The sequence below is a fragment of the Nocardia brasiliensis genome (genome assembly GCF_042691675.1).
GTDB lineage: Bacteria > Actinomycetota > Actinomycetes > Mycobacteriales > Mycobacteriaceae > Nocardia > Nocardia brasiliensis_D.
This window is the reverse complement of sequence record NZ_CP170507.1, coordinates 99,907-112,791: the sequence shown is the minus strand read 5'-3', so window position 1 is coordinate 112,791 and position 12,885 is coordinate 99,907. Positions and strand designations below refer to the sequence as shown.

Genomic DNA, 12,885 nt, shown 5'->3' with positions numbered 1-12,885 from the left:
AGACCACGGGCGCTCACTCCCTCAACCCCGTCGCGGATAGCCACGGCGCCCACCGGTCGATAACGGCGTCGACACCCGGAATCGCCATCACCCGGGTAACGGCCGCAGACACGGCCAGCGCCGTGCCGATTCCCCACGCGGTATCGGGCAGGCCGGACGATTCGACGAGCTGCGGCATTGCCGCCGCGGCGCCGATGCCGAGCTGAAACACGGTGCGCGTCGCCGCACGCCACGGGAACCGAACCTGCGTCGGCGCGTCCGGCACCGAGTGGCGCCCCATCACTTCACCGACCGGGGGCCGATTCCTGCGGCCTCGATCAGCGCGGCGAGCGCCTCGACCTGCGTCCGGTCGCCGAGGATGTCCCACCGCTTCGGGTTGACGACGGGGCCGCGGATCGCCTCGGACCCGGGGCCGAGCTGCTCGACGACGAGCTGCGCGGCGTGCTGGTCGACCCACGACAAGATGTTGCCGACGGTCTCGCCCACGGTGCCGTCCGGGCGGAGTAGTCGGGTCTCGAGCAGGGCCTTGGCGACCTCGTTCGCGCTGGGCATGTCGGTACCTCCTGTGTTGGGCTTACGGTCGATTACCGCCTGCACGTCACGGCGGAAAATGTTCATGTCGATTGCGCCGGGGTCCCACTTGCCTTGCGCGGCCCCCGCCCATTCGCGGTGCGCGATCACACGCGAGCTGTTGTGCCCGAGATGGCGCAGGATCGCGCCAACACCGCGCACATAGGCGTCGTACTGCGCGTCGGACCACGACGCCCGATGCGGCCGACCGGGCACACCCCCGCCGTCGTTGGCGGCCTCGATGCCGATGGTGTAGTTGTTCGCTGCGTCGGCGGGCAGGCCGGGGTATGACCCCGAGCCCGCGTGCCATGCGATGCCCGCGCCGACGACGGTGTACACGCCATCGCTGCCGAGGTAGAGCTGCGAGCACAACCCGAGCTGCGGGTGATTGGCGATGCTGTCGGCGGTCGCACCGAACGAGCCGGTGTGGTGGGCGACGACACCCCAAATCGACCCGAAATCGCCGTGCCCGCGGTCGCGCCATCCGGGGAACTCGCGCACCTCGAGCCCTTCGGCACGCAGTACGTCGGGGAGCCATACGGGATCAGGCATTACTCATACCTCCTTGTAGCGCTTGAGAATTCCGGCGCGCTTGCTGGCCTCGGCCTCGATCGCGATCACGCGCTGCACCTCGGCCTCGCTCGCGGTGCGCAGATGGGCGAGCACCTCGGTAACCGTGTGCTCGGTCGGGTCGAACCGGGTTATGCGCGTGACGTAACCGCGCGCGACCTCGGCGGGACGGGCGGCCTCGGCGACTGCCTCGCGCTGCTCGAGCTGGCGGTCGATCTCCTCGCGCATCACCCTCGCCAGCGCTTGCGCGTCGACCTCGGTCGTCCAGTCAGGCGGCGGTGGCTCGTCCTTCCACTCACCTGCGGCGAACAGCGGATTGATTTCGCCAGCCTTCGGCGGCCAGTACCACTCGCGCTGCTCGGCGACGCGGCGAGCGCCGCCGTTCCACAGGCGAACCGACCACGATTTCAAGCCGGAAATCGGCACGGCCATAGACGCACCGCGCATACCGGGCAGGCCCACCAGGAACGGCAGGAACGCCTCGTCCGGGCAATTCGGGTTGCACACCTCGATCGTGGGGAACGTCCCGGCCGCGAGCCACGGCGAATGATCGAGACCGCATACGACATGGCACCACTCGCACGGGCACCGACGAGTGCCACACACCTTGCACGCGCGCCGCAGCGGCGGCGGTAGGTCCGCGCCGGGTGCCTGCGGAGGCGCGGTCTCCTCGCTCACAGGACCGGCCGAATCGCGTGCAGCGGGGCGGCCATGACGCGCCCGCGGTACCGGACGGGCACCTGCGTGTCCTCCTCGACGTCGTCCTCGCACTCGTCGAACTGCGCGACCTCGCCGACGAGGCACCGAGCGGTGGCCGACACCGGCGGCGGCACGGCCGAGCGCAGCTCGACGAACGGGCGGCATAGGCCGGGCGCCTGCTGCCGGATCTGGAAATAGACGAGCTGCTGCGACACGTCAGCCCTCCAATCATGTTGGCGTGGTGGATGTTTCAGCTGAATACGCCCAGGTCGTGCAGCGCGGAGAACACGCCCTCGAGCCGCTCGATGGCGCGCACGGCCGGGTCCTTGTCTTCGCTGTTGTCGCCGATTACCGGTATCCACGACAGCGGCTCAGAGTCGCTGTAGCGCAAGCGAATCGACTTGATCCGGTCGACATGAATCCGGCCGGTGCGGTCGCCGAGGATGCCGAAACCGACGCGGTCGCCGACCCAGCAGTGCCCGCGGCCCTGATCGCCGATCACCCAGGGCGAACCATCAGCAACGTTTACCTCGGCGGCGAACTTCGTTCGAGTTGCCCAGAATCCAGCACGCAGGACAAGCAGACTCTCGATGGTGAACGCGCGGTCGGCACCGTCCTGGAAATACTCGAAGTATCCGACCCATCCGTCAGTTTGACTGCGAGCCAATGACTTTACGTTCATCCAGCTGAGCACGGTGTCGGTGTACAGCACGGAAAGCAGCCGGTCCGCCGTGCCCCCAAGCGCCGGAACGAACAATGCAGCCGACAGGAGGTCAAAAGATAGCTGAATCGATGCTGAGATGGCCTCGTTCACACCGTAGGCGCTGTGGCCACCGACAAGGACCTGGACACCCTTGCTCGGCCACCGCTTGTTCTTGCTCGACTGAATCCCGGTCTCTTCGCCCTCGAGCCACACCACATACGGCGTGGTCTTGGACGTGCCGAGCAGGCCCGGAATCTTGTACGTCGGCTCGTCGATGTCGGCAATTTCTTGCACAACCGGGTCGATGAACGGAGCGACGAACGACGCGACGGTGCGAATCAACCCGTCCCACAATGTGCCGCCGTTGCTCGTGCCCTGGTTGTAGTACCCGCTCTTGTCGACGATGTCGATCACGAGGGCGCCTGGACGCAGGGCCATGCCGGGTATCGGCTGCTCGTCGCCGAGGTCGGGCATGTACCGCCGCCAGGTGAGCGAGAGCTCGGCGTCTGCGAGGATCGGCGCGGCAACGTTGTGCCAGCTCTTGAACCGCGACGTGAGCAGGCACCACAGGATGCCGTCGGCGAGGTCGTCAGCGAACGAGTGCGGCTTGACGACGACCGACCACTCGGCGACGTCGGCCGGTACCCACGAACCCGGGTCCATCGGATCATCCGGAAGATTCCACCAATTTTGTTGCTCCCGCATAACTTGCAGGTGGAGCGCGGTAAGCAGGCACCAGCGCGCCCCGCCCGCCAGCATGAAAACCCGCGGGAATTGCAGGATCGAGGGCAAAAACGGGTTGGACCAAACGGTGTACCACTTGACGGTCTCGTAATCTGAAAGCCACTCGACCACAAGGACTTTCGAGCCGTCCTCACGCTTCTCGGCCGAGACTGAATCGAGGCGACCGGACCACCGCGCGCCGTTGCGGCACTCGACGACGATCACGACGACGCGCTTCTCGCCACGCTTGATACGCCCGTGCTCGTCCCAAATCCATTGCGCGAGATAGTGGTCCCACGGGATCTCTGTAATTCCCGCGCCGGTGTCGTTGTCGACCCATTCGAAATCGCCGAGGTAGGCGGCGTCGAGCCACCCCTGCGGGCGCATCTCGCCGTCGTAGATGCCGACCTCGGGCGGCTCGAGACGCTGCGCGGCCCGCTGGCGCTCGCGTTCCTCGGTTACCTGCCAGATGGCCTCACACTCGGCGAGCAGGTCAGCAGTCATCGCGGCCATGGCTAGAACCGCTCCAATCCCCAGGGCCGCGACCACAACCGCGGTTGACGGAACAGGATTCCGAACGTCGGCGAAGTCACCTCGGACGCAGCGACCGGTAGCGCCGTCCACGGGGTGTACGGCGGGATCACGTAGAGCAGGCGATTACCGCCGAACAACCCGGTGACGTTGGTCCCGGTGAAGTCTTCCCACGGGATACGCATCCGGTCGACGTGCGCGACGAGGCCGGACCCGTGCACCGCGCCGATTGGGATAGTGACGATTGCGCGGTCGGAATCGTCTCGGCCCGAACGGAAGTCGACGCCGATCACGCGGGCTCCCTTGGGTCCCGTCCACGACACATCGGGAATGTGCGCGCGGCCCTGCCCGGTGACGACGACCGTGTGCGCCATCGGCCGATCGGTCGGGTTGCACACCCACACCTCGCCCGACCCGGACGAGGCGCCCTCGGTCTGCCATCCGGCCGGATGCTCGTCGTCGCCGAGCCAATCCGGCTCGTACCACATTGGTTGCGGCGCAACGAGCTTGACCGGCAGCAGCGAGTGCCCGTAGTCCCATGGGTCGGTATCCATCGCCATAATCGGCGATTCCATGAGCAGCACGTCGAGCCAGCGGGTACCGCTTCGCGCGGTGGTGATCGCGAGCCGCGCCGGTTTCGCCTCGGGGTCCCATGGATCGAGCTCGTAGTCGAACGCCATGCGCAGGCGCGAGTCGATGTCGGCCCAGAGCTCGGGGTCCTCCTCGTCGGAGTAGGCGCCGAGGCCGAGGTCGAGCTCGCGGTACGGGCGGTCGACCTTGCTCGGTTTGCCGCCGACCTCGAACGCGCCGCGCTTCATCGCGACCTTGACCGGTGCGTCGTACAGGCCCTGCGGATTCGTGCCCAGCACCACGCCTTGATCGCCAGCATCGGCGCCCGACAGGCAGAAATACGAGTCATCGCACCCGTAGAGCTCGACGGTTGCATGTACGCCCACGTCGCCTACTTCCCCGCCGTCTGGCGCTTCTGCTCGCGGGTGATCGCGTTGACGGCCTCGTAGACGTCGGCGACCACGATCTGCCAGTTGTTGACCGTCTTTTCGATGTCGTCGGCGTAGCCGCCAATGCCCGGGATGCTCGACCGCTGGCCCTTGACGAACGCCGAACCGGCGTCGGACATGGCGCTGTTGAATTTGGAGAACGCCGCATTGACCGCGCCCGTCTGGTCGAACGAGCCGTCGGTGTTGTCGGCCGTCGGGCTCACACTCGACGGCGCCGCCGAGGTGGTTGTGTCCGACGCCGCGGTGCTCGCCGACGAGCTGCTCGTCATCGACGACGGCCAGTTGTCGACCCATACCGGCACGGCGGTGCCCGACGGCCGCGAGGTGCTGCCCGAGGAACTCGCGCCGTCGCTCGTGCCGGTGCCGCCGGTCCCGCCGCCAGTGCCACCGGACCCGAGACCGCCGGAACCGCCCGCGCTCGCGCCACCGGTGCCGACTCCGCTGCTGAGCGGGTTGCCGCCGATCGGCCAATGCCACTTGTACGGGAAATCGGCCGCGCCCTGCGCGGCCGAACCGATCTCGACGCCGTCCGTGCCAGAGCTCTCGACATTGAGATCGCCCAGGGTGCTTGCCATGTGCCCGCCGGTGCCCGACCCGCCGTTCGTGCCGATACTGAGGTCGGTCGGCCCGCCGAGGCCGGGCTTGAATCCGAGCGCGGCGAAATCGCTGTCGGTGGTGAAGTAGCGAGCGTTCGGGTTCTTGCCGGTGGCCTGCGCCCACAGCGCGCCCGCGATGCCCGAGCAATCCCACGACGGGTTACCGGTGCCGCCGTACTGGTACGGCTTGCCTGCCTCGCCGCGCGCCCACTGCTGGATGTCGACGAGGCCGCCGGTCGCGAACGCCGGGAGCTTTCCGGCGTTGATCGCCTCGAGCAGCGGTAGCCACTGCTGCGCGTAGCGGGCGCGCACGATGAACTCACCATTCGAGACGGCGGCGAGAATCGAGTCGCTCGTGCCGGTCCCGGCGCCGGACACCGGGCCGCCATTGCGGAATGCCTGCATCTTCTTGCCGAGGTCCTGCGCAGCACCGGCGCCCGGAATTTCGATCGGCCCGATTTTGCTCGGTACTCCGGCGAGGATGTTGCCGAGGAAATGCACGGCAGGTCGCAGAATATCGGCTATACCGCCCCACATTGTCTTGATGACACCACCGGCCGCGCCGAAAGCGTCGCCGACGAGCCCTATCCCGGTCTTCAATTTGTCGAAGATCGGCGAAACGACATTCTCCCAGGCGAACGAAATCGCCGTTCCGATTCCTTTAGTCACCGGGACGACGACGTTGTCCTTGAAAAATGAGAACGCCGCACCGACAAGCCCGATGCCGAATTTCAGGTTCTCGAATACTGGCTGCACAATGCCGCTCCACCAAGCCGAAATCAGCGAGCCGATTGCAGAAAAGGCGGGTTGAACCGCGCCGTGCCAGAAATTCATGACGGCGGGCACCGCCGTTTCTGTGAACCACGATCCGATAGCCGAAAAGATCGGCCCGAGGAACGCCCATGTGGCCGACACAGCGGTTTTGATGCCGGTCCAAATCGCATCCCACCACTTCTTGCCAACCTCGGTCTTGGTGAAGAACGCCCACAGCGCGGCACCGACCGCGGCGACGGCGAGGACGATCAACCCGATAGGGCCGGTGGCGAACGCCATCGCCACACCGAACGCGCGGGCCGCTACGGCGCCCGCGATGAGTGCGACCCGGTGCGCGGCGAGTGCGATCGTGTTGCCGGCGAGGGTGGCCGCGCTGCGCCCGGTGGCCGCGGCAAACACGCCTTGTGCGACGGCACCGGCGAACGTGGCGGCGTTCCACAGCAGCATCACCGCGCTCGCGACTTTGAATCCGGCCGCGATCATGAGCAGGTACGGGGCGAGCGGCGCCATGTGTGCGACCAGCGAGGCGAGGTACGGCGCGACGGTCGCCAGCATCGAGGCCCACGGGGTGAACGCCTCGACGAGCCGCGGGATGAGCGGGGCTAGTTCCTGCATCACCCGGCCGAGCGCGGGCATGATGATGCTGCCCATGTTCAACAGCGCGGGCGTGGCCTCGCGGATCGCGTTTCCGACCGCGGCGAATCCGGGGGCAAGCCCGACTGCCGAGATTTGCCCGAGCTGGCGAAACAGGTTGAACAGCGGCCCGGCGACGTTGGCGATGTTCTCGAATACCTGCCGGAATTGCGCGAGAGCGCCGCGAATCTGCTCGGGCGTGATGCTGCGCAGTTTCTCGCCGATGTCAAGAAATAGGTCGTTCAGGCCGCGGCTGGAATCCTGGAACGTGGTCGCCGCAGTGCTGGCGAATGTGACGAGCCCGGTCGACAACCCGCCAAGGCCGCTCTCACCCTTGTTGAGGTGCTGGAAGAAAACGCCCGAGGCGTCGCCCATCTTCTGAAATGCGTTGATGGTGTCCGGCCCGGTGAGAGACATTGCGATGTCCTGACCGATTTGGCCGAGGTACACGCTCATCCATCCGAACTTGCCGCGCACTTGGTCGATACCGACGCCGATGCGCTGAAACGCCGGGGTGAGCTCGGCCGAAAACCGGTCGATCATCTCGACCCGCATCGTGCGAAATGCGGTGAGCATCGGCCCCATTCGCTGACCGACCATTTTGTTCAGCGCCTCGTCGGCGTCGGCGAACTGCTTATTGAACTCGGCCGCGCCGTCGCTCAGGCCCTTCATGCCGACCTTGAGCGCGAAGATGGCCGGGCCGCCGAGTCCGGCCGCCGCACCAGCGAACGCGCCGAGCGCAATCACACCGGCCGACAGCGCCGAAACGAGCGCGCCGCCCACGATGGTTGCGAGCCCGGACACGACGCCAATCGCCGCGGCGCCGCCGACGGTCATCATCGCGAGCCGTTTCGCGAAATTCGTCATGAACGACGCGACGCGGACGAGACCCTGTAGCACGAGGAACGCCGCGGTGATCTGCCCGATTTCCCTCGCGACACGGCTCGCGATTGCGGCGATGATGCGCAGCGCGCCCGCTAATTTCGTGAGGCCGGTCGAGGCGACCTGTCGCAGCGCGAGCGCCGAAATGAACGTCGCCGCGCTGAAACTGCGTACCACCTTGGCCGCGAGGCCGAATCCGGTCGCGATCGTCGAGGCATTGACGATGAACAGGCTCGCCGCCTTGGTGGCGATGCCGAAACCGGTAGTGATGCTGCGCATTCCGGCCGCGAACCCGTTCGCGAACCGGTTCGCGGCCGAACGTCCCGCCCCCTCGTAGTCCTTGCTCTCGATGCCGGACACGATCGCGGCGCCAGCATCGCGGCCCGCCTTCTGTCCGGCGGTCGTGAGGGGCCTCGAAATCTGCCGCTCGATGCCGCCGCGAATTCCGCGGACGGTGGGGATTACCTCGAGGGTGGCGTACGCAGTTGCCAAGACTCACCACCTCACTGCTTGTCGGTGCCCAATGCCCGATTGCGGCGCGCGAAACGGCTCTGCACGTTCTTGGTGGCGCGACGGCGCGCGCCCGTAACGGCCTGCCGTACTTTGTATTTCGGGCGTCCGGCGTGCTGTTGACCGGTCAATGCGCCCCAGATGTCGGCGAGCAGGTGCTCAGCCGTTCCCCACCGCGGCGTACCGCCGTTGTGGTGTGCTGCGATTGCCGAATCGCCGGGTAGGTCGCAGATACGCACCCAGATTTCGCGCAGGGTGAGCAACGGCGTCCCGGCGGCGTCGACCCGCCAGCGGTCGGAGTACCGGACATGGTGGAACCGGGATAGGTCCCGCTCGACCTTGTCCGGTACTTCGCGCAGCAACCGCAGCAGGTAGGTCAGTTTCCCGCGTTCTCGAATCCGCAGGCGTCGGCCCAGGCGTCGAGCATCCGGCCGTAATCAGCGTCGTATGGATCGGTGGCGAGGAACTTCGCGAACTCATCAGGGCCGAGCAGCTTTTCGAGGGCGATTGTGCCTTGACGCTGGTCGAGCGCGCGGGCTACGCCCTTGGTGCGATCGAGGTTCGCGGGCGCGGTGTAGGTGACGCCCTCGAACTCGAATTCGACGGTGTCGGCGGCCTCGGCCTCGCGCTGCGCGGCGGGCTTGAGGTGGTCCTGCGGCTCGCGCACACCGGCGGGGCGGTGCGGCATGGCGCGCTTGGCGGGGGCCTTCTTAGGTGCGGTCATGATGGCGTGGTTTCCTCTCGTGTATCCAGTTGCAGCCCGCGGGAATCGAGCAGCCAGCGGGCGGCCTCGGCGAGGACCGCCGAGGTTGCTTCGGGGGTGAGTGCAGCGGCGTGCAACTCGTCGGCCAGGCGGCCGAGTACCTGCGCGGTGGTCCCGGTATGCGGGTCGGCGTCATCGGCCGACTGCTCGCGGGCGAGCTGCACGATGCGGGCGAGCCGGTTCCGCTGCGAGCGCGGATAGTTGCCGTGCTCGTCGACGATGCCGAGATCAGCAGCGACGCGGCGTATCTCGTCCTCGGTGGGCAGAGGCAAGGGCATGGGCGTGGTTCCTCGCTGGCGTGGCCCGAGGGGGTGCGGCCGGGGCGCCGAACCACGCCAGAACTGCGCCCCGGCCGCGTCTGTTACGGCGCCGGGGCGTCCTCGACGCGGATTCCGGTCGCGCCAGTGAGTCCGGTCGCGTCGCCGGTGAGCAGCGAATTCGCCTGCCCGGCGAACGCTCCCTGCAAGGTGACCGTCCACGGCCCGCCCGCAGTGCCGGTCACGGAGACGTTGCCGGTGCCGAGAATCGCCTCGAGGGCGGCCTGCACGACGGTGCCCGCCGCGTTGTAGGCGATGGTTCCGGTCGGAGTGCCCTCGTAGAGCAGCTTGAACGTGCCTGCGGTCGCGGTGCCCTGAATCGTGACGAGCTGGCGCTCGTGGATCGGCGTGTACTGCCGCGTGTACAGCAGACCGTCGCCGCGGGCGTAGATGTCCGCGGTCACCTCGTGGCCGGTCGGGTCCGACTCGTTGCGATCGAGGTTGGGAATCCAGCACGTCGCGGGCCGCGCGGTGATGAGCCGCTCGGGCACGCCCATGTCGTTAATGAACTCGAACGCGAGGATGAAGTTTCCCGGGCGCGGGACCTTGATCTGCGTCGCGGTCGAGCCGGGGTAGGCGATGCGCCGGGTCGTCGCGTTGGACTCCAAGCAGGTAAAGACGCGCGATTCCTTGTAGTTCTTGTAGCCCTTGCGGTACAGGCCGATGCCCCACCCGAAATGCTCTGTGGTGTCCCACTCACGCGGGTTGGTCACGCCGTCCTCACCGTTGAGGATGCCGAGGTTGTCCCACGTGGCATCGAACTCGTCGGTGATGGTCGCGGGCATCGTCGGCGCGAGTGTCTTACCGACGAAAATCGCTGCGTCCGCGAAGATTTGGACGGCGTCCGGGTTCCGGGTCAGTGCCATAGGGATTACCCCTCTCGTAAGTGTGCGAATTGCCCGCCACCCGAACAGGGGCGGTGGTCTCGGTGCGGGTTCAGCCCGCGATCGTGCGGGCGAGCGCGCGCACGGTGAACGACGTCATGACGCCGTGATTGCTCTCATCGACGGCCTCGAGCAGGCTCGTCGGCCGCGTGATGGTGGCGACGCCGGGCACCTTGTGCGCGAGCAGCACGCCGAGGCAACGGCTCGCGATCGTGCGCGAGCGGTCGCGACCGGTCGCCCACACGGTGACGCGCACCGTTGGCGCGGTGGTCACCGGCCAACGCACCTCGCCGCCGTCGTCGAACACCACAACCGCCGGGGCGCTGCTGGTCGACCAGTTCGACGGCAGCACCATGCCGACGGTCGACGCGGGCGCGGCGACGATGCCGGGCAGCACCGCGGCGAGGTAGTCCTTGATCGCCTTCGCCGGGTCGCCGGGCAACCGGTACGGCTTGCTCACAGGACCCCGCGAACAGTGAGCCCAATCGCCGCCGCGGCCTTGGACAGCGCGCCGTCCTTGGTCTGCCGGGCGGCGGGCACCGACACGACCGCTTTCTGCCGGTCGGTGGTGTACCGGTGGACTCGCGCGCCCTTGCCCCTACCGCCCGCCGCCCGTGCGACGGCGTTCGCCAGTGCGGCAACGTCATCGCCGAACGCCGTCCGCAGCAGCACGCCCACCTCGCGGCGGTTAAGGGTGACCTTGACCTGTGCCATCGCTACCCCTCCCCTCGACTGCACAGGGCGACGGTGCCAGACCGGCTCGACCACGGCGACGACCACTGTTCGACGGCCAGCCGGTATCGCTGCCCGTCGACGGTCAGCTCGTCGGCGCCGGTGAGGTCGACGGCGGGCTCGAAATAGACCGACACCTCGACGCGCTGCCCATCTCGACCACGGTCGATCATGTTCGGATTCGCCCCAGGCGCAACAGCTTCCGCAGTGAGCGGCGTGTCGGCGGTGGGCAAGGGGTTGCCATCGCTGTCCCATCGCGGGCCGCGGTGACGAATCACGGGGACGCTCACGGAAGCACCGCCCCCAGTGGCGGATACCGGTATCCGGTCGGGTCGCCGAATTCGCCGGTAGGCGTGGCCTCGAACGAGATACCGAGCATCTGCTCATGCACCCTCGAAAACTGCAAGGCGCCAGCGTCAGTGATGAGCGTGCCCGAGCGCGACCACGGCCCCATTTTCTCGGCGTACTCGCGGTGGCCGGTGAATTCGGCGGGGACCGACATGGCCGCACGAACGACCTCGATCACGACGTTTTTCGCGATCGGGTCGTTGTCGGCGATGTCGGGCCGCTGCTGCCGAATCCATGCTTCGGCCGCGGCAATCAGCTGCTCGGCTCGCGCGCGCCCGGCGGGACTGAGCGGGCGCCAGTCGAGAGCGACGTCATCGGCGGTCGCGAGTGCCATTAAATGCCGCCTACTCGCTGCCCACGAGACCGATGAGCTCGGTCTTGGTCAGCGCCTCGGCCTCGGCCTCGTCGATGCCGCGGGCAACGGCGAAGGCGACCCAAGCCTCTTTCGGCGCAGCCTGTTTGGGCCGCTCGACCTCGGCAGGCACGGTGACGGTGCCGCCGCTGCTGGCGACGACCGGCAGCACCTCAATGCCGTCGTCGCCCTCGTCGTCGACGAGCGCGCACAGTTCGATCATGCCGTCATCGAGCAGGCGGTCGATGTCGGCCGCCGACAGATCCTCGATGACCGCGCCCTCGTAGTGGTAGCGCAGCAGGCCATTCGGACCAGCGGCCACCACGAGCGGCGCGACGACGCGCACCCGGTCAGACATTGGTCAGCTTCCATGCCGCGCGAGGTTCCTGGACGATCGGCACGGTGACGCGGCGCGCGCGCAGCCGGTACAGGTCGTTCTTTTCCTCCCGAATCGTCTTGGCCTGCACGCCGGGCGTGGTCCCGCCCGCGCTCACGTAGCCAGGTCCGGCGAGGTTCTCGTCGGCCATGCCGCCGAGCTGGGTTGAATCGAGCACGAACGCAGTACCGGGCACGGGGATATTCGGCGTCGGCAGGATGCGCAGACCTGCGATCTCGGGCAGGTTGCCGGTGTAGATCGGGGCGAGCCCGTTCTCGCGGCTGAGCAGCGTCGACACCTGGGTGTCCGACATGATGTTGGCGAACGTGATGTCGTCGACAACGACGGTGTCGGCCTCGTACCCCTCGTTCAGGGCGCGAATGTTGGCGACCGCACGCAGGATGTCGCGCACGATCGTCGCGCCGGAGGCGGCCGACCAGGCGGTTGTGACGGCTGTGGTCTGGGTGACCTGGGAAGCGATGGCGGCCAGGGCTACGCCGTCGACGGTCTTGACCATCTGATTGACGAGCTTGACCATGGCCCGATTGACGGGGTCGAGCTTGAGCCGGGACACCGATTCGTCGGTGATCTCGATATCGCGGCCCCACTTGACCGTCTTCGCAATCTGGGCGGTGCCGGTGCCGGCGGTAGTCAGCGGGTATTCAGCGCCGGGCGCGACAGCCTCGGGTGCCCGGTCGGCGTAGATGGATTCGCCGGTCTCATAGGTGACCGAGCCACCCTCGGCCGGGTAACGACCGGTGAGCAGCACATCGGCGATGAAACGCTGTTCCGCCAGCGTCCGCAGACGCCGGGCGATCAAGGTCGGGTCCTTAAGGAACCGAGAGATCGAGAGCAGGTCACCCGAGAGTGTCGGTGCGGCCGGGGGGTAGGTGATCGGCATGA

The 12,885-nt window shown here is 67.4% G+C and carries 17 protein-coding genes; all 17 read right to left on the bottom strand.

The window, feature by feature from the left end:
- Positions 1 to 13: 13 nt before the first annotated feature.
- On the bottom strand, positions 14 to 280 hold the full coding sequence (locus tag ACFK0J_RS00750; protein WP_378735543.1) for a hypothetical protein: 267 nt from the start codon (positions 278 to 280) through the stop codon (positions 14 to 16).
- Entirely contained in the window at positions 280 to 1,122 is an 843-nt protein-coding gene (locus tag ACFK0J_RS00745; protein ID WP_378735541.1) for an N-acetylmuramoyl-L-alanine amidase, read from the bottom strand. Before ACFK0J_RS00745 ends, ACFK0J_RS00750 begins: the two co-directional genes overlap by 1 nt.
- 3 nt (positions 1,123 to 1,125) lie before the next feature.
- On the bottom strand, positions 1,126 to 1,746 hold the full coding sequence (locus ACFK0J_RS00740) for a DUF2744 domain-containing protein (protein WP_378743366.1): 621 nt from the start codon (positions 1,744 to 1,746) through the stop codon (positions 1,126 to 1,128).
- A 68-nt stretch (positions 1,747 to 1,814) separates the two neighbouring features.
- Entirely contained in the window at positions 1,815 to 2,054 is a 240-nt protein-coding gene (locus ACFK0J_RS00735) for a hypothetical protein (protein ID WP_378735539.1), read from the bottom strand.
- Positions 2,055 to 2,089: 35 nt separating this feature from the next.
- A complete protein-coding gene (locus ACFK0J_RS00730) occupies positions 2,090 to 3,814 on the bottom strand; it encodes a phage tail protein (protein ID WP_378735537.1) in 1,725 nt (574 codons plus the stop codon).
- Positions 3,781 to 4,752: a hypothetical protein gene (locus ACFK0J_RS00725; RefSeq protein WP_378735535.1), complete on the bottom strand. Its 972-nt coding sequence runs from the start codon at positions 4,750 to 4,752 to the stop codon at positions 3,781 to 3,783. Before ACFK0J_RS00725 ends, ACFK0J_RS00730 begins: the two co-directional genes overlap by 34 nt.
- A 5-nt stretch (positions 4,753 to 4,757) precedes the next feature.
- Positions 4,758 to 8,192 (bottom strand): hypothetical protein, encoded by a 3,435-nt coding sequence (locus ACFK0J_RS00720; RefSeq protein WP_378735533.1) that lies wholly within the window; start codon positions 8,190 to 8,192, stop codon positions 4,758 to 4,760.
- Between the two features lie 11 nt (positions 8,193 to 8,203).
- Positions 8,204 to 8,572, bottom strand: a complete 369-nt coding sequence (locus ACFK0J_RS00715; RefSeq protein WP_378735531.1) for a hypothetical protein — start codon at positions 8,570 to 8,572, stop codon at positions 8,204 to 8,206.
- Positions 8,573 to 8,586: 14 nt separating this feature from the next.
- Positions 8,587 to 8,934 carry a hypothetical protein gene (locus tag ACFK0J_RS00710; protein WP_378735529.1) on the bottom strand — a complete coding sequence of 116 codons (348 nt, stop codon included), beginning with the start codon at positions 8,932 to 8,934 and terminating at the stop codon, positions 8,587 to 8,589.
- Positions 8,931 to 9,251 carry a hypothetical protein gene (locus ACFK0J_RS00705; RefSeq protein ID WP_378735527.1) on the bottom strand — a complete coding sequence of 107 codons (321 nt, stop codon included), beginning with the start codon at positions 9,249 to 9,251 and terminating at the stop codon, positions 8,931 to 8,933. The genes ACFK0J_RS00710 and ACFK0J_RS00705 overlap by 4 nt, the downstream gene beginning before the upstream one ends.
- 83 nt (positions 9,252 to 9,334) lie before the next feature.
- Positions 9,335 to 10,156: a hypothetical protein gene (locus ACFK0J_RS00700; RefSeq protein WP_378735525.1), complete on the bottom strand. Its 822-nt coding sequence runs from the start codon at positions 10,154 to 10,156 to the stop codon at positions 9,335 to 9,337.
- A gap of 70 nt (positions 10,157 to 10,226) precedes the next feature.
- Positions 10,227 to 10,634: a hypothetical protein gene (locus tag ACFK0J_RS00695; protein ID WP_378735523.1), complete on the bottom strand. Its 408-nt coding sequence runs from the start codon at positions 10,632 to 10,634 to the stop codon at positions 10,227 to 10,229.
- Positions 10,631 to 10,888, bottom strand: a complete 258-nt coding sequence (locus ACFK0J_RS00690; RefSeq protein WP_378735521.1) for a hypothetical protein — start codon at positions 10,886 to 10,888, stop codon at positions 10,631 to 10,633. The genes ACFK0J_RS00695 and ACFK0J_RS00690 overlap by 4 nt, the downstream gene beginning before the upstream one ends.
- Positions 10,889 to 10,890: 2 nt before the next feature.
- Positions 10,891 to 11,196 (bottom strand): hypothetical protein, encoded by a 306-nt coding sequence (locus tag ACFK0J_RS00685; protein ID WP_378735518.1) that lies wholly within the window; start codon positions 11,194 to 11,196, stop codon positions 10,891 to 10,893.
- Positions 11,193 to 11,588 (bottom strand): hypothetical protein, encoded by a 396-nt coding sequence (locus tag ACFK0J_RS00680; RefSeq protein WP_378735516.1) that lies wholly within the window; start codon positions 11,586 to 11,588, stop codon positions 11,193 to 11,195. The genes ACFK0J_RS00685 and ACFK0J_RS00680 overlap by 4 nt, the downstream gene beginning before the upstream one ends.
- A gap of 10 nt (positions 11,589 to 11,598) precedes the next feature.
- Positions 11,599 to 11,964, bottom strand: a complete 366-nt coding sequence (locus ACFK0J_RS00675; RefSeq protein WP_378735514.1) for a hypothetical protein — start codon at positions 11,962 to 11,964, stop codon at positions 11,599 to 11,601.
- On the bottom strand, positions 11,957 to 12,883 hold the full coding sequence (locus ACFK0J_RS00670) for a hypothetical protein (protein ID WP_378735512.1): 927 nt from the start codon (positions 12,881 to 12,883) through the stop codon (positions 11,957 to 11,959). Before ACFK0J_RS00670 ends, ACFK0J_RS00675 begins: the two co-directional genes overlap by 8 nt.
- Positions 12,884 to 12,885 lie beyond the last annotated feature (2 nt).

Bases quoted from the DNA above. Each gene is read 5' to 3' on its own strand.
- ACFK0J_RS00700 (WP_378735525.1), bottom strand. From the start codon at position 10,156: ATGGCACTGACCCGGAACCCGGACGCCGTCCAAATCTTCGCGGACGCA.
- ACFK0J_RS00745 (WP_378735541.1), bottom strand. From the start codon at position 1,122: ATGCCTGATCCCGTATGGCTCCCCGACGTACTGCGTGCCGAAGGGCTC.
- ACFK0J_RS00670 (WP_378735512.1), bottom strand. From the start codon at position 12,883: ATGCCGATCACCTACCCCCCGGCCGCACCGACACTCTCGGGTGACCTG.
- ACFK0J_RS00680 (WP_378735516.1), bottom strand. From the start codon at position 11,588: ATGGCACTCGCGACCGCCGATGACGTCGCTCTCGACTGGCGCCCGCTC.
- ACFK0J_RS00690 (WP_378735521.1), bottom strand. From the start codon at position 10,888: ATGGCACAGGTCAAGGTCACCCTTAACCGCCGCGAGGTGGGCGTGCTG.
- ACFK0J_RS00675 (WP_378735514.1), bottom strand. From the start codon at position 11,964: ATGTCTGACCGGGTGCGCGTCGTCGCGCCGCTCGTGGTGGCCGCTGGT.
- ACFK0J_RS00710 (WP_378735529.1), bottom strand. From the start codon at position 8,934: ATGACCGCACCTAAGAAGGCCCCCGCCAAGCGCGCCATGCCGCACCGC.
- ACFK0J_RS00750 (WP_378735543.1), bottom strand. From the start codon at position 280: ATGGGGCGCCACTCGGTGCCGGACGCGCCGACGCAGGTTCGGTTCCCG.
- ACFK0J_RS00705 (WP_378735527.1), bottom strand. From the start codon at position 9,251: ATGCCCTTGCCTCTGCCCACCGAGGACGAGATACGCCGCGTCGCTGCT.